Origin of the sequence: Bacteroides sp. HF-162 (assembly GCF_015679285.1) — a bacterium.
GTDB lineage: Bacteria > Bacteroidota > Bacteroidia > Bacteroidales > Bacteroidaceae > Bacteroides > Bacteroides uniformis.
Genome location: NZ_CP064937.1, coordinates 2,363,007 through 2,381,521, shown reverse-complemented (window position 1 = coordinate 2,381,521; position 18,515 = coordinate 2,363,007). Strand labels below are relative to the sequence as shown.

Sequence of the window (18,515 nt, the reverse complement as noted above, 5' to 3'; positions counted from 1 at the left end):
TAAACTATTTATAAGCATTCTGAACCAAAGCAGGGTCAGAATCCAACTCACTTTGTGCAATAGGAATGTATTTCTTCTTGGCAGTCCAAGAATTGGTACGGTAGCCATATTCATCTGGGACAAGTGCAGTAGTAGCCTTGTTTTTAGATGATGCTCCACTAATTCCTTCAGCACGTACCAAATCAAAATAGCGTTTACCTTCGCCAACAAATTCCAAATGACGCTCTGTGAGGACATCGTCAACTGTGACACTCGCAAGTTCAGCCAAACCGGCACGGGTACGAACTTCGTTCAACCATGTCTTAGCCTCCCCAGTACTACTTCCACCTGTACGAAGAGAAAGTTCTGCAGCATTGAGCAATGTTTCAGCATAACGATAATAACGATAGTTGTTATTATAGTTCAAATTCTGGTCACCGGAAGACTGCTTGAAGTTCTTATCATACGGACGATATTTTTGCAACCAAATATGAGTATCTTGATAACGTTTCGTATATTCTACATATTCGGCAATCACCCAGCAAGTTGCATCACGACGTTTGTCTTGTTCACTAAACATTTGATAAGTTTCAAGACGCATGGGCATAAATCCCCAACCATCATTACCCTTTGACCAACCATCATCACCAGGGAAAGAGTTAGGAGAAATCAAAGTAGGAAGCACTGTGCCACCAACAGCTAACGGACTTCCCCAGCCACGTTCGTTATTAGTTTGCTCATAATTAATTTCCCAGATAGATTCGTCACACCATTCACCTTCCGTTTCCCAGATGTTGGCAAAACTAGGATTCAATCTAAAGCTAGGACTATCAATAAGCTCCTTCATATAACCTAAAGCTTTTGAAAAACGACTTTCATCATTCTGATACATTACCATTTCAGCATATATCATATAAGCCATAGCTTGAGTGACACGTCCCAACTGACCTTCGTCATCAACTTCTTTACCATCTTTGATTGTTTTATAATATTTCAAAGGTAGCACCTTAGAGTCAATTACAGCTTCAAGTTCCACAATCAACTCAGCATAAACCTGATCGGCAGTATATTGCGGAGCCGTATAAGGAGGTTCGGAAAGATTCTCCAAATAGAAAGGTACATTACCAAAATAATGCCACAACATATTATAATAGAAAACACGTAGTAAACGGGCTTGCATCTCATAGAGTTTACGATTGGCCTCAGTAACATCAGTACCCCAATCAAGATATTTCAGTAAGTCATTACAACGTTTGATGCCAGAATAATCCACAGTCCAAAGAGAGCCAAGTGTATTATTTTCATTAGCTTCATAATTAAATAACATATGCCAATTCTGCATATCGGTCTTGGTTGCACCACCTACCCAAAAATTATCGCCCATAATTTCACCGTCAATATTCAAGGCATTGTACTGTCCCAATCCCCAATCTGGCCAATGGAGAGGGTCATAGGCGGCAATCAGAGCTTCCTGAATATGCTCGTCCGTAGTATAATAATCTTCCAATGGTTCACCTGTCGGATTTTCCACCTCAAGAAAACTGTCACTGCAACTGGTAATCAACACTGTAGCGGCAGCAAGTAAGCCTATTGCTAATATTTTATTTGTTTTCATATAATTCTTATGTTTTTAAATTAGAAAGAAACATTTACACCTACTGTATATGTACGAGCCTGCGGATAAATACCACGGTCAACACCAAGAGAAGTTGCACCTGAAGAAATTTCAGGGTCAAATCCCCAATATTTGGTCCAAGTCACAAGATTTTCAGCTTGTACATATACGCGCAGACGTTCAATAGTGAGTTTGCGAGTAAGAGTCTTAGGCAATGTATATCCCAAAGTAATATTCTTAAGACGAAGATATGAACCATCACAAACATAAAGATCAGATACCATCCAGTTCGTTGCATTACCGACAGCCAGACGAGGATACTTATTAGAAGTACCTTCACCAGTCCAACGTCCCAACATCCAAGAAGGATAGTTACCAGAAGCAACATCTGTACGATAAGTGCCATCAAACACATCAGCACCAGCCACACCTTGGAAGAAAATATTAAAATCAAAGCCTTTCCAATCAGCATTGAGATTCAAACCATAAGTCCAATCCGGAGTACCATTACCAATGTTAGTACGGTCATCTGCCGAGATGCTGCCATCACCATTTACATCCACAAAACGTGTATCACCAGGAACCGCATCCGGCATAATCATTTTACCATCTTTATTGACATAAGCACGAACTTCATCCATATTCTGGAAAACACCGTCAGTCTTGTAACCATAGAAATAGGGGAAAGGTTGTCCGTTAGAGCCGCGTGTACCGCCGCCAGAGAATCCTTGAATACCATCTAAATCCATATAGCCAGTATCATTACCCAAATTCTTCAATTCATTTTTAAGATAAGTAGCATTTCCCTTTACTGCAAATTTAGCATCAGCAATATTCCATTTATAGCCAAGTTCAAACTCAAAGCCACTATTTTCCATATCACCTACGTTACCAAGAGGTTTAGTTTCACCTACATAACTCGGGATAGGCATCGTAATAATCATACCATTGGTTTTCTTTATGTAATAGTCGGCACTGAACGTTAAAGCATTATTAAAGAATCCCAAATCAATACCTAAGTCAGTTTGCTCACTCTCTTCCCATTTCAAATCAGGATTTGCCAAACGTTGCGCTTTAGAACCATTCCATTTGATGGCATCTTTACCCAAAAGAACATTATTACCCATGGCTGTCAATGAAGTATAACCAAATTCGGCTATGTTATCATTACCATTCTTACCCCAACTAGCACGAACCTTTAAGTTAGACAACCATTCTCGCGTATCAGCCATAAATTCTTCATTTGTCACATTCCATCCCACAGATACTGAAGGGAATGTACCATATTTATTATTAATACCAAAACGACTTGAACCATCACGACGGATTGTAGCCTGAATCATATAGCGTTCATTATAGTTATAACTCAAACGAGCAAACATAGATGACATTCTATGTTCTGTATAAGGACCTCCATAAACGCCATACTGAACTGTAGCACCAGTAATATTACCATTTTCATCCTTTGTATATTCAACATTCCCTGTAGCATAATCAATAGAAGGTTTATTAGGATTCACCAGATTCCAGCGGTTACCACCAAGTTGGTCTCCTTTATATTTAAGGGCAGACTGTCCCAATACAACACCAAATGTATGTTTGCCAATAGTTTTATCATAAGTCAATGTATTTTCAATCTGCCATGTCACATTCTGTGCCTTGAATGAAGATGCACTAGTATGTGTTGCCTTATTATTAGCAGAGAGATAATACTTACTCTTGGTAGCCCCTTCATTACCCCAAAATCCCATATCAGCACTATAATTGAAGTGATACTTCAAATTATCCCACAATTGGAGATCAATAGAAAACTTTGGAACAAACTTATGTGACCAATTCTTTGTAGGAGTCAACGTCATCATAGCCAGCGGATTATTCATTTCTTGATAAGCTCCTCCGTAGCCAGGTACTGTATAAGGATCACCATTTGCATCACGAGGCAAATCAAAATCTTTATAAGTTTCAATCATCTTTTCAGCTGCATCACCAGTCAATGTAGGGGTCAAAATAGGAGACAGATAAAGAGCCGAACCCAAAATTGAACCGAATTCAGAGTTAGTGCCAACACCTGTTGAATGCGTACGCATATAAGCCAAATTTACACCTAAATCCAATTTATTAAGGAAACCGCGTTCTTTAGATGCATCAATTAGATTATATTGAGTATTGGAACGAACAGTCAAACGGTCATAATTAGAATGTCCGTGATTACCACCAACAATACCATCTTGTGAATAATACCCCAAAGATAAATAATAATTTACTTTTTCTGATGCACCACTAACTGTCACATCATGATTCACTACCGGAGCATTGTCATAGAAAACAAGATCTTGCCAATCAGTGCCAAACCCTTTGATAGAATTTCCATTAGCATCAATCAAATTATAAGGATCTGCATAAATTGGAGCCTGACCACCATTCACATTGGCTTCATTCTGAAGGATAGCATAGTCTGTCGCACTAGTTACATCACGTTTCTTCCATGCGCTCTGCCAACCATAAGAAAAATTGTAATTAATCTGTGCCTTACCCATCTTACCTTTCTTGGTAGTTACTAGAATAACGCCATTAGCAGCACGTGCACCATAAATAGCACCAGAAGCAGCATCTTTCAAGACTTCGATAGACTCGATATCATTAGGATTTACAAAATCAAGACCACCACCAATAGGCATACCGTCTACAATGTAAAGGGGATCACTATTGTTAATAGTACCAATACCACGTACACGTACACGAGGAGAATCACCCGGCTGACCAGAAGCAGAAGTTACATCCACACCTGCAGCCAAACCTTTCAATGCATTATCCATACGCACCGGAGATTTGTTTTCCAAATCCTCACTACTAACTTTGGCAATAGATGCTGTTACCACACTTTTTTTCTGAACACCATATCCCACCACTACTACTTCGTCCAGCGTTTCTGAATCTTCCTGAAGAACTATTTTCAAGGAAGTTTTTCCATTTATCGCAACTTCTTGTGACTTAAAACCAATATAAGTAATAGAAAGTGTTGCGTCGGCAGGAACCGACAATGTAAAATTACCGTCCAAATCAGTAATTCCACCATTGGTAGTACCTTTAACTACCACATTTACTCCAGGCAACGGTTCATTATCCGAACCGCTTACCACTGTACCTTTTACCTGTATATTTTGGGCATATACAGAAGCCAAGGTAAAGCTTAACAGAAATAAAACTGATAATAACTTTTTCATAAGTTTTACTAAATTAAGATTAACGTTTCTCGGTTTTGTCCTCAATCGAACAGTGCAAACATAGAGTAAAAGGCAATAAAACAAACAAGAAACAATCATTCTTAAATACGTCAAATACAAAATTCAAATACGTTATCAATACGTCATTAATAAATAACTTATTAATAATCAATAGTTAATATATACTTTCAAGTATTACGTCACAACATGTTATAGAACACAAAAGGGAGAAATTTAACATTCCTCCCTTTCATGCACTTCCTTCTTTTAAAGGAAGTTAATATCTAAAGGCTACAGTTTATTGCTTAAATAATCCGTCAAACTATCCTCTCTCTCTAAAGCGAACTTCTTACGAAGACGATAACGGATTGTTTCAACTCCACGAACCGAAATATTCAACAGAGGAGCTATTTCTTTCGTGGAAAGATTCATCTTTAGATAAGCGCACATCATGCGTTCGTTGTGGGAAAGTTCCGGATGCTTGGCATGAAGACGTTTCATAAAATTGTTATGTATCAAGTCAAACTGGTCTTCAATACGCTTCAAGACCTCATCACTCTGTATATTACCGTCTATTTTATTATTGATAAGTATAAGTTGCTGTTTCCCTTCACGAGCCCCCTCACCCTTCAGCAAGGCGGATACTTTAAGTATCTCCGACTTGATTTCAGTCAGCATTTCATTCTTACGGACAAAGTTTATCATCAGATTGGCCATTTCCTGGCTCTTATGTTGCAAATCGTATTCCAATTTTTCTTTCTCCAGCTGCATAATCTGCTTTTCCTGACGAGCTTTCTCCTCTTCGTACTCCCTTTCCATATCGTGCAACTCTTTGTCCTTCTCGACCACCGCCTGCTGTTTCTTCCGCTTCACACGGACATCATCCCAGCGATAGACATACCATAAGGCAAGCAAAGCCAAGATGATATAACAAACGTATGCAGCAGCACTGCGATACCACGGTGGAAGTATACGGAAGGCGATTGTATCCGATGATGTCGTACCGTCAGGAAAGACCGCCTTGACTTCAAACGTATATTCCCCTTCCGACAAGCTGCTATACTCCTTGGTGCGTACCGTTGTGAAATCGGACCAGCCTCCCTTATTCAAACGATATTGAAAACGGATATCATCCCCTACCGAAAAAAAAGAAAGGGCATAGTCAAAACGAACGGAATTCATGGAATAAGCTATCACCGGAACCGGCTTCTCTCCTAAAAAGTTTGCGGTATATACCAATGAATCCTTGGGATAAGACAGATACATGTTCCTTATATATAAGGAGTGGCTACGATCTTGACGCTCTCTTACGGCCGGGATGCTGAATAAAGCGAAACCTCCTTCATTAGGAACCACCATCAGCGAATCTGAAAGAGGAATAATCGTTTCAAAACCGGGTACCAGTTCAATCAGCGATTGCTGGATGGGATTAATGCTTGTATTCGCCCCCCGCTTATAGGTACCCAGATTGGCAATACAGATTTCGTGAGGGCTCAAACTAATCAACTTATCGTGATACTCCAAGATACGCGAATAGGCCGCGGTGCCATTCAAAAGGTTGTTCATATCCGGACAAGGCTCCATGACATCTTTATGAGGATTATGCTTATAGATTCCCCGGGGAGTGGCAAAATACACCCGGTCTTCTATCTTCGCTATATACATATCACGTCCTACCGGAAAACCATCCTTCGCGCTATATTCCTTTATACGGACAGCTTTTGTCAAATCATTATCCAAATCCACACGGGTAACATGATCTGTATTGTACACCCAAATCACCTTATCGCTTTCCTGCTCAAAAAGACGGCAAGAATCGTTCATACCCTCAATCTTGCCAACCACCTGCCATTCTCCATTCTTTTTCCCAACCAAATAAATACCGTTATATACCCCGACATACATAAGGTCCGTACGTCCTGCCACAAGTTGGCAACACCAGGCGCCGGCAATATCCGTCACGCGTTTTACGGAAGTGCCATTGATAAGGAAAATACCACGGTCGTGCAGACAGAAGAGTTCATCACCTATACGGCAAAGGTTCCAGACCTGTCCGCTGGATTGGGGCATCGGACGGATATCCGGCAAATCACCGTTCATCTGTACCGGATAAGAGGTGTAATACAAACCCCGATTGGTACCTAAATAAAGATAGCCGCCTTCTACAGCCGCCGTATATCCCGTGCCGTAGGAATAGGGATAGGAATAGAGATTCGTAAAAGGAGAACTCAGACAGACGTAGTCAATGCCGCTATCCAGACCGGCCCAGAGGTTTCCGGTCGTATCGAAGGAGACAGAAAGCACCGTATTGTTACGCAAGCCGTTGTTCTCATTGAAATATTTCAGTTGCATGGTGCTGCAATCCACCAGTACCAATCCTTTATGAATGGTTCCCAAGGCAATCTTATCATCCTTTTTGGCCACGCAAAAGACTTCATTCTCACGCATAAACTCTTCGGCACCGGTGATGAACGGTTCCATCGTACGCCCGTCACAATAGTAAAGTCCGTTGTATGCAGTCACCACCAGAACACCTTTCTTATAAGGTATAATGCCACGAATACGTTTGGAAGCTAACGCATCGGCACCCTGAAGAGGGAAAAAAGTGTTTCCAACCAAAAGCCATACACCTCTGTCCGTACCGATGTAAAGAATACCATTGACCATATTGGAACAATCTATCTTGGCATTCATTTCAATGGCGGTATATTTTCCGTTCAGGTACTTCACCACACACCCGTCCCCTTGGAAATACAAAATATTGTCAGTCTCATGGATGCCCCACACGTTTCCAAGAAAACGAACGGAACTCTCCAAAGTATCGGACATGCAATGATAGGCCAAAGAACCGTCCGCATCCGGTTCATAATAGCCGAACTCATTGATGCCCCCCACATAAATTCTTTTTTGGGTAGCAGAAGCCAGAACGGAACGCACATCGGAAGCATTGTTCAATGGAAATACATTCCAGACATTGCCATCAAATTGCACCATACCGTTCTTGTTGGCGAAATATACCCACTTGTCATCATAGGGTGCTATCTGCCAAGTCTGGGTCCCCTTGCCATAAACACTTTTATCAAAATTGACGATAAAGCTATTCCAGCCGGCAATTGCTTCGACCAAAGGGAGAAAAAGAAAAAGGCAGAAAAAAAAGTAGAATGACAATATGTGTTTGTTCATGTGTATAATGACTATATAGTTAGTTGCACAAAAATAATGCTTATTTTCAAGGTAGCGCACAATAGCCTATCAGTTTTTTCGTCCCCGATTATTATTTTCTTCTCGAATGGCAATCTTTTGCATTACTATACTTTAGATTCCGGTATACTAAGAAGTATTCGTCCGACAGTTGTTGAATTATCGTCCGACAGCTGTCGGACGATAATTCAACAACTGTCGGACGATAAGGTTACACATGTCGGACGAATACTTTTTAGTAAAAGGAATATTTGTCCATCGTAATGCCGGAAAGAATCCGTACCTCCCCTCCAAAGTGTCTGTATAAGGAGCCGTGAAGAGGGATAGAATAGAGAATCTAAAAAAATAAATAAAAAAATCGCCGCAAGCTATTGCAGATTTCAAAATAATGCCTACCTTTGCAACCGCAAAACGAAAACGGGTAAGTCCTATACGGCCAGCTCCCTTCGAATCCTCCAGGGCTTGATCGCAGCAAAGGTAGTTGGTTGTAGCGGCGCGATATAGCAAGCTTACCCACCCGCCTCTTTAGCTCAGTTGGCCAGAGCACGTGATTTGTAATCTCGGGGTCGTTGGTTCGAATCCGACAAGAGGCTCGAAAGAAAAGCAGATGATACGAAAGTGTTACCTGCTTTTTTCTTTTTGCCCCGCAAAGAATCCTCTAATTTATTTAAAATCTACACATCGGCTTGCCCTTGAATCCAACTATATTTGTACCTTTGCACATTATTTCTAAGAAAGATGGCAGAAAATAGAGGTTACATGCAACGATACGCAATGCTGTTCGGTACCTATATGGGAGGTTTCTGGATATTGAAGTTCATACTCTTTCCTGTGGGGCTGTCGGTTCCTTTTTTACTTTTCCTTTTCATGGGACTCACGCTATGCGTACCTTTTATGGGATATTATTATGCACGGATGTATCGTAATCAGGTATGCGGAGGCGGCATCAGCTTCCTGCATGCATGGATATTCACCGTTTTCATGTATATGTTTGCCGCGCTGCTTGCCGCCGTGGCACACTACATCTACTTCAGGTTCATAGACCACGGATATGTGATAAACACGTGCGAAACGATGGTAGACACGCTTGCCCAAAGCAACATGCCGGGAATGGATTCGTACATCGCCACCTATCAGGAAGCTTTGGAGACAGCCCGACTACTCAGCCCTATCGACATTACGCTACAGATGATATCGTCCAATGTATTTTGGGGTTCGATACTGGCTTTCCCCACCGCCTTGTTCGTGATGAGACGCAAGAAAGACGACGCTCCGGCAGAGTGACGGAACAGCAAAAAGAATTGTTATTTCAATTGTAAAATAGAAAAATCATACATCAATGGATATTTCAGTTGTCGTACCACTATATAATGAAGAAGAATCACTCCCCGAATTGTTCGCATGGATTGAGCGGGTGATGAATGCCAACGGCTTTTCATACGAAGTGATTTTCGTTAACGACGGAAGTACCGACCGTTCGTGGCAGGTTATCGAGCAATTGCAGGCACAAGCTCCGGACAAGGTACGGGGCATTAAGTTCCGCCGCAACTACGGGAAGTCGCCGGCATTGTTCTGTGGTTTCGAACAAGCACAAGGCGACGTCGTGATAACCATGGACGCCGACCTGCAGGACAGTCCCGACGAAATACCCGAACTCTACCGCATGATTACCCAGGAGGGCTACGACCTCGTATCGGGCTGGAAGCAGAAACGTTACGACCCGTTGTCGAAGACCCTCCCCACCAAATTGTTCAATGCCACCGCCCGCAAAGTATCGGGCATCAAAAACCTGCACGACTTTAATTGCGGACTGAAGGCATATCGCAAAGAGGTTGTCAAGAATATAGAGGTATACGGCGAAATGCACCGCTACATCCCCTACCTGGCCAAGAACGCCGGCTTCAAGAAAATCGGCGAGAAAGTGGTGCACCACCAGGCACGCAAATACGGAAAGACCAAGTTCGGGCTGAACCGATTTGTAAACGGGTATCTGGACTTGCTTTCCCTTTGGTTCCTTTCCCGGTTCGGCATCAAGCCCATGCATTTTTTCGGATTGCTGGGTTCATTGATGTTCATCTTCGGCTTCATAGCCGTGGTCATAGTGGGTGTCAGCAAGTTGTACTACATGCACCATGGCATGCCCTACCGTCTTGTAACGGACTCTCCCTACTTCTACCTCTCGTTGACCTCCATGATTATCGGCACACAACTATTCGTGGCAGGATTCCTCGGAGAGCTGATTTCACGTAATGCCCCGGAACGAAACAAATATCAAATAGAGAAAACCATTTAACGATGAAAAAATTAGTCAGACTTGTCATACTCGGAGCTATCCTTTGTCCGATAGTAAGCATAGCTATCTCCTGCTCGGAAGAGGCCGACTGTTCCATGACAGCACGCTCCATGGTGAATTGCATTCTTTATAGAGTAGACCCCGAAACCCAATACGTGGAGAACGACACGCTCGACTCGCTCACCGTGACAGCATACGGCACCGACTCCATCATCATCAACAACCAGAAGAAGGTACACGACATCTCCCTGCCACTGCGCTATACGGAGGATTCCACCAAGCTGATATTCAAGTACAGCCGGACCAAGAGTGACACGATGGTGATACGCCACACCAACACCCCCTATTTCCTATCAATGGATTGCGGCTATCAGATGAAGCAGGCCATCACAGACGTAACGTGCACCCGCATCTCTCTGGACTCGATATACATCAAAGACAATGAAGCAGGCATCTATGGAAAGGAAAATCTTAAGTTATTCTATTAGTCTGGCACTCTGCCTGCTGATGTTCCTCCCCCTACGGGCGCAGAACGGGAATCCTACCGCTCCCCCCCAGGGAGCACCTCCCAAGAAGGAGAAGAAGGACGCGAAAGAAGAAGTGCACTATCCGTTATACAACGGCACGTCCGTCGGCTTGGACTTGTGGGGAATCGGAAGCTCCGTATTTGGAGGAGATTTCCTGAGTTCCGAAGTGGCCGTGGACGTAAACCTCAAGAACCGCTTCTTCCCTATTGCCGAACTGGGATATGGCTCCACGGACACCTGGAGTGACAAAGGCATACACTACAAAAGCAATGCCCCCTACTTCCGCATAGGAATGGACTATAACACGCTATACAAGAAGCAGCACGGACACATGCTACTCGTAGGCTTGCGTTACGGTGTTAGTAGCTTCAAGTATGATGTAGACGCCTTGGGACTAGACGACCCGATATATGGTGGCATCGTAGGCAATCCGAATCTGGACGACGAGATATGGGGAGGCAGCCTGCCCTATAACCATAAAGGAATGAAAGGCTCCATGCAATGGGCGGAATTTTGTGTCGGTATCCGGGCGCACGTCTGGAAGGCATTGTACATGGGCTGGTCACTACGCTTCAAGTTCAAATTGTCCGCCTCGGCCGATGAATACGGTGACCCGTGGTATGTGCCCGGTTTCGGGAAATATGGCTCCAACACGATGGGAGTAACCTATACGATAACTTATAAACTACCTCTTTAAGCAACTTATGACAGGGTTAGAGATTTGGCTACTGGCCGTAGGACTTGCGATGGATTGTTTCGCCGTTTCTATAGCCAGCGGAATTATATTGAAACGCGTCCGGCTGCGCCCTATGCTGGTGATGGCCGTCAGCTTCGGCTTTTTCCAGGCTTTGATGCCTTTGCTGGGATGGATAGGTGCCAGTTTTTTCAGCCACCTGATAGAAAGTATCGACCATTGGATTGCATTCGGTATCCTTGCCTTCCTGGGCGGACGTATGATAATGGAATCCTTCAAGGACGAAGGTTGCAAGCACGAGTATGACCCTACCAGCCTGAAGGTGGTGCTCGCTCTGGCCGTGGCAACCAGCATCGATGCATTGGCGGTAGGTGTTTCGTTTGCATTCCTCGGTATCAAGCAATTCTCGGCTATTCTTTCCCCCATCGGGATTATCGGTTTTGTATCATTCGCCTTGTCGATGGTCGGCCTGATGTTCGGCATCCGTTTCGGATGTGGCATAGCCCGCAGACTGCGCGCCGAACTTTGGGGAGGGATTATCCTCATTATCATCGGTACCAAGATATTGATAGAGCATCTCTTCTTTTAATTAAAAAGTAAAAAATCAGATAGGATATGGAAAAGAAAGTACAACGGAATTTTTTATGGATTGCCCTACTGGTACTGGGCACCATCTGGATACTTGCCCGCCACAACCAAGTCACTCCTTATCAAACGGATAACGGACTGATATTCGGTACGGTATATAAAGTGACTTATCAATGTGACCAGAATCTGAAGGCGGAGATAGAAGCGGAACTCAAACGTTTCGACGGTTCCTTGTCCCCTTTCAATGATACGGCGACCATTACGCGCATCAACCGCAACGAGGACATTGTGCCCGACACATTCTTTACCAACGTCTTCCGACGTAGCATGGAAATCTCCCGGGAGACCGATGGTGCCTTCGATATCACCGTTGCCCCTCTTGCCAATGCCTGGGGATTTGGGTTCAAGAAGGGTAACTTCCCCGACTCTGCCATGATAGACAGCCTGCTGGAGATGACAGGATACGAAAAAGTAAAATTGTCCGATGAAGGGAAAGTGGTGAAAACAGACCCGCGTATAATGCTCTCGTGCAGCGCTGTGGCAAAAGGATATGCAGTAGATGTCATAGCCCAACTTCTGAAGAAGAAGGGTATCCGCAACTTCATGGTCGATATAGGCGGAGAAGTAGTTGTTCACGGGCAAAACCCTCAAAATGGACTTTGGCGCATCGGTTTGAACAAGCCGATAGACGACTCACTGGCAGTGAACCAAGAATTGCAAGCAGTGCTGCAAGTCACAGATTTAGGCATGGCTACATCGGGCAATTATCGCAACTACTACTATAAAGACGGAAAGAAATATGCGCATACCATCGACCCGCGTACCGGCTATCCGGTACAGCACAGCATCTTGTCAGCCACCGTCATCGCCAAAGATTGCATGAGTGCAGACGCCTATGCCACGGCATTCATGGTGATGGGGCTGGAAGAAGCAGAACGCGTGGCGGATGCACATCCGGATATCGACGCCTGCTTCATTTATACGGATGAAGAAGGAAAGCTTCAAACGTTCTTAACAAAAGGGATGGAGAAGTATATGAAATAATGCGCAAATGCGATTAACCCATCATTTATAAAATACAAAATATACCGCCAGTACCAGACATACAAAAGCGGCAAAATGATTCCAATGCAGCGTTTCTCCCTTGAAAAGAACTGTTGTGAACACCGTAAAGATTATCAAAGTGATTACTTCCTGAATCACTTTGAGTTGCATCAATGAGAACGGGCCTCCATTGCCTAAAAAGCCTATCCGATTGGCCGGAACCTGGCAAGAATACTCAGCCAGAGCTATTACCCAAGAAAACAGCACCACGGCATACAACGGCCAGTTGGAGATGACTTTTGTCTCTTGTAGCTTCAGATGCCCATACCAGGCAAACGTCATGAAAATATTAGATACAATCAATAGCAAAATGGTATAAAATGCTTTCATATATTTTTTAATAATTAATGGTTAATGTTTTATGATTGCAGGCAGCAATTCCTCCTGCACATTCGTCATACTCCCCCATAGACTATAGCGTGCCTCAGGATTCATTTCCTCCAACTGTTTCAGAATGCCTTTCATTGTACTACGGCTGGATTGTGACTCATACGGACAATTCTTCACCTGCTTACGATACCCCCTCACTTGCGCCAACTCCATCAAATCCGCCTCATGAACCAGACACATCGGACGGATAATCGTCATATCAAACTTCTTCATCACCAATCGGGGAGGCATGGAGCTGAACGCTCCCTGATAGGTGATATTCATCAGCAAAGTTTCCAGAATATCATCCATGTGATGGCCTAACGCAATTTTATTACATCCCTGCTCCTTGGCTACGGTAAACAATGCCTTCCGCCTATTCCAAGAGCAAAGAAAACAAGGAGACTTGCGGGTATCTGTCGTGGCATCAAACTCCGTTTCAAAGAGAACAAAAGGCACTCCCCACGACTCTACATACTCCCTCAGATAGTCTACATCGCTCTGATAAGGTATATTCTTCATCACTACATGTACGGCGACAATGGAAAAACGGGGTTTATAGATACGGGCACGCCGTGCCAACAACTCCACCAGCGCCAAAGAGTCCTTGCCTCCCGAAAGCCCGATAAGAATCTTATCGCCGTCCTCTATCAGTCCATATTCCACCACACCTTTGCTAAACCGCTTGTCTATGCGGCGCAACATCTTTTCTTCTTCAGCAAATTGTGCCATTGATACGAGTTATGAGTTATAAGTTATAGCTCTTCCGGCTGCAAAAGTAAGGCAAAAGAACGATTTAAAGAAGAATTAACAAAATAGAATTACGGAAACCAGCTTTATTCACGATAAATTTGTATTTTTGACCTTCTGAACAAATCAGCATGTATCAATATGAATAAAACATGTATCAATATGAATAAAAAATATATCCTTTTCTTTCTATTCAGCCTTTTAAGCATAACAATTTCTGCACAAAGCCTGGCAGAAGCCAAAGCCTTGTACGAGAAGGGAGAATACGAAGAGGCCAAGCCCGCCTTCAAAAAGTTCGTCAAGACACAACCTGGCAATGGAAATTACAACCTATGGTACGGTGTATGTTGCTTGGAAACCGGCGACCCCGCAGAAGCCTTGAAACACCTGGAAAACGCCGTCAAAAGACGTGTCCCCAGCGGGCAACTCTATTTGGCCCGGGCATACAATGATTTATATCGGTTCGAAGATGCCATCGAAACTTATGAGACCTACATTTCCGACCTGAGAAAGAGAAAACGCTCCACCGAAGAGGCCGAACAATTATTGGAAAAAAGCAAATCCAACTTGCGCATGCTGAAAGGTGTGGAAGAGGTTTGCTTCATCGACAGCTTTGTGGTAGACAAGGAAAATTTCCTGGATGCATACAAAATCAGCCCCGAATCGGGCAAGCTGTTCATGTACGACGCCTATTTCAAAGATTCCGGTAAGGAAGGCGGAACGGTATACGAAACGGAGCTGGGCAACAAGCTATATTATAGCGAAATGCAACCGGACAGCACCCTCAGTATCCTTTCGCGCAACAAGTTGCTGGACAAATGGAGCGATGGCAGCTTGTTGCCCGGAAGCATCAACGAGGCCATGAATGCAGATTATCCCTATGTACTTACAGACGGTATCACTATCTACTATGCTTCGGATGGCCCTGGCTCGATGGGAGAATATGACATTTTCGTCACCCGTTACAATACGAATACCGACTCCTATCTGATGCCGGAAAATGTGGGCATGCCGTTCAATTCGCCCTACAACGACTATATGTACGTCATCGACGAATTCAACGCCTTGGGATGGTTTGCCTCCGACCGTTACCAGCCCGAAGGCAAAGTGTGCATCTATGTATTCATTCCCAACTCATCCAAACAAGTGTACAACTACGAAGGGATGGACCCGGACAAGATGATATCATTGGCGCAACTTCACTCTATCAAGGACACATGGACGGACACCGATGCGGTAGAGGCCGCCCGAGAAAGACTTCGGACCGCTGCCAACGCAAAGCCGCGGACTACCAAGAAGCACGATTTTCAATTCGTCATTGACGACCACTCCACCTACTACCAGCTGGACGATTTCCGCTCCCCGCAGGCCAAAGCCTCGTATGGCAAATACAATCAGCTGGAGCAGAGCTACAAACAACTGCAGGAGAAACTGGAAGATATGCGTTCGGAATACTCCCGAGCCAACAAGCAAGAAAAGGACAAGATGTCTGCCGCCATCCTCGACCTGGAGCAACGTGTACGGCAATTGTCCACTGAGATGGAGCAGACTGCCATTCAAGTGCGCAACCAGGAAAAGCAAGCCACCAAATAAAGACAACTATGGATATACTCATTATCGCCTCATTGATTATAGGAGCAATAATCTTGTTCTTAGTGGAATTATTCGTAATTCCGGGCATCAGTATTGCCGGTTTTCTGGCAGGAGGTTGCATCATCTTTGCCAACTACTATGCCTTTGCCTATATGGGCACCACGGCAGGTGTCATTACGCTTATCATATCTGCCCTGGCTTGTATCGGCTCGTTGGTATGGTTCATGCGCTCCAAGACACTCGACAAAATTGCATTGAAAAAAAACATCACCTCCAAAGTAGACCGTAGTGCAGAGGAAAAAGTCAAGGTAGGCGATGTAGGCATCACCACTACCCGCCTGGCCCTCATCGGCTATGCCGAAATCAACGGAGACATCGTGGAAGTAAAGTCATCAGACGGCTTCCTAAACGAAAAGACTCCGATTATCGTAGACCGTATTGCGGACGGAGTCCTCTTAGTGGAGCGGCTCAAGCAGTGAAATTTCTGAAATCAACCTATTTATAACTAACAATTAATATTTAATCTCATGGATCCAAGCACAATGTATTTAACCGCCTTCCTCATTATAGGAGGCATTATCTTCCTGGTACTTTTCTTCCATTATGTACCGTTCTTCTTGTGGCTGTCCGCCAAAGTATCGGGAGTAAATATCTCGCTGGTACAACTTTTCCTGATGCGCATCCGTAATGTTCCTCCTTATATCATTGTGCCCGGCATGATTGAAGCTCACAAAGCAGGATTGCAAAACATCACACGTGACGAACTGGAAGCGCACTACCTTGCCGGAGGCCACGTAGAACGGGTGGTACACGCATTGGTATCTGCCTCTAAAGCCAATATCGAGTTGCCGTTCCAGATGGCAACCGCCATCGACCTTGCCGGTCGTGACGTATTCGAAGCCGTACAGATGTCCGTTAACCCCAAAGTAATCGACACCCCTCCTGTGACAGCTGTTGCCAAAGACGGTATCCAGCTGATTGCCAAAGCCCGTGTAACGGTGCGCGCCAATATCCGCCAATTGGTGGGAGGTGCCGGAGAAGACACGATTCTGGCCCGTGTAGGCGAAGGCATTGTCTCCTCCATCGGTTCGTCAGAGAACCATAAGTCTGTATTAGAGAATCCGGATTCTATCTCCAAACTGGTATTACGCAAGGGGTTGGATGCCGGAACGGCATTCGAAATTCTGTCCATTGACATTGCTGATATTGACATAGGTAAGAATATCGGTGCTGCCCTGCAGATAGACCAAGCCAATGCCGACAAGAACATTGCTCAAGCCAAGGCAGAGGAACGCCGCGCCATGGCCGTAGCCACAGAGCAGGAAATGAAGGCAAAGGCCCAGGAAGCCCGTGCCAAAGTTATCGAGGCAGAAGCGGAAGTACCCAAAGCCATGGCCGAAGCATTCCGCAACGGCAATCTGGGTATCATGGACTATTACCGGATGAAGAATATAGAAGCTGACACTTCCATGCGCGAAAACATTGCCAAACCGACGACGGGCAATACCAGCCAGCCGTTGAGCAAATAACTCGAAAAGTAACTGACAGAAACGCCGAAACCGGTGAACAAGAATCGGCTCCCGGCGTTTCTATTTATAAACATAAAGATTAAAAACTCTATCAAATGAAAAAATATTTCGCCTCTTCCGAACTGATCATCAATGAAGACGGTTCTGTATTTCATCTTCACGTAAAGCCCGAATGGCTGGCAGACAAAGTCATCTTGGTAGGCGACCCCGGACGGGTGGCACTGGTTGCCTCCCATTTCGAGAACAAGGAATGTGAAGTGGAAAGCCGCGAGTTCAAGACTATCACCGGTACTTACCGAGGGAAACGTATTACGGTGGTTTCCACCGGTATCGGATGTGACAACATCGATATCGTGATGAATGAACTGGATGCCCTGGCAAACATCGACTTCGAGACGCGCGAAGAAAAGCCCTGCCTACGTAGCCTTGAGCTGGTACGTATCGGCACCTGCGGAGGCTTGCAACCCTACACTCCGGTGGGTACATTCGTATGTTCTGAAAAATCCATTGGTTTCGACGGTCTGCTCAACTTCTATGCAGGACGCAACTCCGTGTGCGACCTGCCCATGGAACGTGCCTTCCTCAACCATATGGGATGGTCCGGCAACATGTGTGCCCCTGCCCCCTACGTCATTGATGCAAGTGCTGAACTGATAGACCGCATCGCACAAGACGACATGGTACGTGGCGTAACGATTGCCGCCGGGGGCTTCTTCGGACCTCAAGGACGCGAGTTACGCGTGCCGCTTGCCGACCCGCATCAGAATGAAAAGATTGAAAAATTTGAATACAACAGCTACCGCATCACCAACTTCGAGATGGAAAGTTCTGCCCTGGCAGGCTTGAGCCGTCTGATGGGGCACAAGGCCATGACAGTATGCATGGTCATTGCCAACCGCCTGATAAAAGAAGCGAACACGGGATACAAGAATACGATAGATACTCTTATCAAAACAGTACTCGACCGTATCTAAGTTCACCCTCTCTTTCAGCCAGTCCAGGGAGTAAGGTTTAGTAAAGACTTCATCACATCCTGCTTGACGTGCCCG

15 protein-coding genes and 1 tRNA gene are annotated in these 18,515 nt (G+C 44.6%); 11 read left to right on the top strand and 5 right to left on the bottom strand.

Translation table 11 applies throughout. From position 1 onward, the window contains the following. Positions 1 to 4 precede the first annotated feature (4 nt). The 3 genes from ITJ87_RS09625 to ITJ87_RS09615 all read right to left on the bottom strand — a co-directional run bounded on the left by ITJ87_RS09625 (position 5) and on the right by ITJ87_RS09615 (position 8,001). Positions 5 to 1,594 (bottom strand): RagB/SusD family nutrient uptake outer membrane protein, encoded by a 1,590-nt coding sequence (locus ITJ87_RS09625; RefSeq protein ID WP_117600726.1) that lies wholly within the window; start codon positions 1,592 to 1,594, stop codon positions 5 to 7. A 20-nt stretch (positions 1,595 to 1,614) separates the two neighbouring features. Then, positions 1,615 to 4,818: a TonB-dependent receptor gene (locus ITJ87_RS09620; protein ID WP_117600725.1), complete on the bottom strand. Its 3,204-nt coding sequence runs from the start codon at positions 4,816 to 4,818 to the stop codon at positions 1,615 to 1,617. Between the two features lie 291 nt (positions 4,819 to 5,109). Then, positions 5,110 to 8,001 carry a triple tyrosine motif-containing protein gene (locus tag ITJ87_RS09615; RefSeq protein WP_117600724.1) on the bottom strand — a complete coding sequence of 964 codons (2,892 nt, stop codon included), beginning with the start codon at positions 7,999 to 8,001 and terminating at the stop codon, positions 5,110 to 5,112. A 537-nt stretch (positions 8,002 to 8,538) separates the two neighbouring features. Between ITJ87_RS09615 and ITJ87_RS09610 the strand changes: the two genes are divergently transcribed. From ITJ87_RS09610 to ITJ87_RS09580, 7 genes are all read left to right on the top strand, one after another. Then, positions 8,539 to 8,612, top strand: a tRNA-Thr gene (locus ITJ87_RS09610). A 145-nt stretch (positions 8,613 to 8,757) separates the two neighbouring features. Further along, positions 8,758 to 9,303, top strand: coding sequence for a DUF4199 domain-containing protein (locus tag ITJ87_RS09605; protein WP_025831900.1), 546 nt, complete (start codon positions 8,758 to 8,760; stop codon positions 9,301 to 9,303). A 55-nt stretch (positions 9,304 to 9,358) separates the two neighbouring features. Then, positions 9,359 to 10,312 carry a glycosyltransferase family 2 protein gene (locus ITJ87_RS09600; protein ID WP_016273343.1) on the top strand — a complete coding sequence of 318 codons (954 nt, stop codon included), beginning with the start codon at positions 9,359 to 9,361 and terminating at the stop codon, positions 10,310 to 10,312. A 2-nt stretch (positions 10,313 to 10,314) separates the two neighbouring features. Continuing rightward, positions 10,315 to 10,800, top strand: coding sequence for a DUF6452 family protein (locus tag ITJ87_RS09595; protein WP_057088046.1), 486 nt, complete (start codon positions 10,315 to 10,317; stop codon positions 10,798 to 10,800). Continuing rightward, the gene (locus tag ITJ87_RS09590; RefSeq protein WP_117600723.1) at positions 10,769 to 11,536 is read left to right on the top strand and encodes a DUF6048 family protein; all 768 of its coding nucleotides are present in this window, start codon (positions 10,769 to 10,771) and stop codon (positions 11,534 to 11,536) included. Before ITJ87_RS09595 ends, ITJ87_RS09590 begins: the two co-directional genes overlap by 32 nt. A 7-nt stretch (positions 11,537 to 11,543) precedes the next feature. After that, complete coding sequence (locus ITJ87_RS09585) at positions 11,544 to 12,122, top strand: manganese efflux pump MntP family protein (protein ID WP_117600722.1); 579 nt, start codon at positions 11,544 to 11,546, stop codon at positions 12,120 to 12,122. 26 nt (positions 12,123 to 12,148) lie between these two features. Continuing rightward, positions 12,149 to 13,165: an FAD:protein FMN transferase gene (locus tag ITJ87_RS09580; protein ID WP_117600721.1), complete on the top strand. Its 1,017-nt coding sequence runs from the start codon at positions 12,149 to 12,151 to the stop codon at positions 13,163 to 13,165. Positions 13,166 to 13,186: 21 nt separating this feature from the next. On the opposite strand, the gene ITJ87_RS09575 is transcribed toward ITJ87_RS09580, so the two are convergent. Together ITJ87_RS09575 and ITJ87_RS09570 are read right to left on the bottom strand one after the other, a co-directional pair. Continuing rightward, a complete protein-coding gene (locus ITJ87_RS09575) occupies positions 13,187 to 13,555 on the bottom strand; it encodes a DMT family protein (RefSeq protein ID WP_005826856.1) in 369 nt (122 codons plus the stop codon). A gap of 21 nt (positions 13,556 to 13,576) precedes the next feature. Continuing rightward, the gene (locus ITJ87_RS09570) at positions 13,577 to 14,326 is read right to left on the bottom strand and encodes an ATP-binding protein (RefSeq protein ID WP_117600720.1); all 750 of its coding nucleotides are present in this window, start codon (positions 14,324 to 14,326) and stop codon (positions 13,577 to 13,579) included. Between the two features lie 180 nt (positions 14,327 to 14,506). On the opposite strand from ITJ87_RS09570, the gene ITJ87_RS09565 reads away from it, so the two are divergent. The 4 genes from ITJ87_RS09565 to ITJ87_RS09550 all read left to right on the top strand — a co-directional run bounded on the left by ITJ87_RS09565 (position 14,507) and on the right by ITJ87_RS09550 (position 18,440). Continuing rightward, entirely contained in the window at positions 14,507 to 15,937 is a 1,431-nt protein-coding gene (locus tag ITJ87_RS09565) for a M48 family metallopeptidase (RefSeq protein ID WP_117600762.1), read from the top strand. A gap of 8 nt (positions 15,938 to 15,945) precedes the next feature. Continuing rightward, positions 15,946 to 16,416 carry an NfeD family protein gene (locus ITJ87_RS09560; protein WP_117600719.1) on the top strand — a complete coding sequence of 157 codons (471 nt, stop codon included), beginning with the start codon at positions 15,946 to 15,948 and terminating at the stop codon, positions 16,414 to 16,416. A gap of 48 nt (positions 16,417 to 16,464) precedes the next feature. Beyond that, positions 16,465 to 17,466, top strand: coding sequence for a flotillin-like protein FloA (gene floA, locus ITJ87_RS09555; protein WP_005826863.1), 1,002 nt, complete (start codon positions 16,465 to 16,467; stop codon positions 17,464 to 17,466). A 95-nt stretch (positions 17,467 to 17,561) separates the two neighbouring features. Next, positions 17,562 to 18,440, top strand: coding sequence for a nucleoside phosphorylase (locus ITJ87_RS09550; protein WP_117600718.1), 879 nt, complete (start codon positions 17,562 to 17,564; stop codon positions 18,438 to 18,440). Positions 18,441 to 18,515: the final 75 nt, after the last annotated feature.

Excerpts from the sequence above, each read along its gene's own strand:
- ITJ87_RS09625 (WP_117600726.1), bottom strand. The coding sequence starts at position 1,594 with ATGAAAACAAATAAAATATTAGCAATAGGCTTACTTGCTGCCGCTACA.
- ITJ87_RS09620 (WP_117600725.1), bottom strand. The coding sequence starts at position 4,818 with ATGAAAAAGTTATTATCAGTTTTATTTCTGTTAAGCTTTACCTTGGCT.
- ITJ87_RS09615 (WP_117600724.1), bottom strand. The coding sequence starts at position 8,001 with ATGAACAAACACATATTGTCATTCTACTTTTTTTTCTGCCTTTTTCTT.
- ITJ87_RS09605 (WP_025831900.1), top strand. The coding sequence starts at position 8,758 with ATGGCAGAAAATAGAGGTTACATGCAACGATACGCAATGCTGTTCGGT.
- ITJ87_RS09600 (WP_016273343.1), top strand. The coding sequence starts at position 9,359 with ATGGATATTTCAGTTGTCGTACCACTATATAATGAAGAAGAATCACTC.
- ITJ87_RS09595 (WP_057088046.1), top strand. The coding sequence starts at position 10,315 with ATGAAAAAATTAGTCAGACTTGTCATACTCGGAGCTATCCTTTGTCCG.
- ITJ87_RS09590 (WP_117600723.1), top strand. The coding sequence starts at position 10,769 with ATGGAAAGGAAAATCTTAAGTTATTCTATTAGTCTGGCACTCTGCCTG.
- ITJ87_RS09585 (WP_117600722.1), top strand. The coding sequence starts at position 11,544 with ATGACAGGGTTAGAGATTTGGCTACTGGCCGTAGGACTTGCGATGGAT.
- ITJ87_RS09580 (WP_117600721.1), top strand. The coding sequence starts at position 12,149 with ATGGAAAAGAAAGTACAACGGAATTTTTTATGGATTGCCCTACTGGTA.
- ITJ87_RS09575 (WP_005826856.1), bottom strand. The coding sequence starts at position 13,555 with ATGAAAGCATTTTATACCATTTTGCTATTGATTGTATCTAATATTTTC.
- ITJ87_RS09570 (WP_117600720.1), bottom strand. The coding sequence starts at position 14,326 with ATGGCACAATTTGCTGAAGAAGAAAAGATGTTGCGCCGCATAGACAAG.
- ITJ87_RS09565 (WP_117600762.1), top strand. The coding sequence starts at position 14,507 with ATGAATAAAAAATATATCCTTTTCTTTCTATTCAGCCTTTTAAGCATA.
- ITJ87_RS09560 (WP_117600719.1), top strand. The coding sequence starts at position 15,946 with ATGGATATACTCATTATCGCCTCATTGATTATAGGAGCAATAATCTTG.
- floA (WP_005826863.1), top strand. The coding sequence starts at position 16,465 with ATGGATCCAAGCACAATGTATTTAACCGCCTTCCTCATTATAGGAGGC.
- ITJ87_RS09550 (WP_117600718.1), top strand. The coding sequence starts at position 17,562 with ATGAAAAAATATTTCGCCTCTTCCGAACTGATCATCAATGAAGACGGT.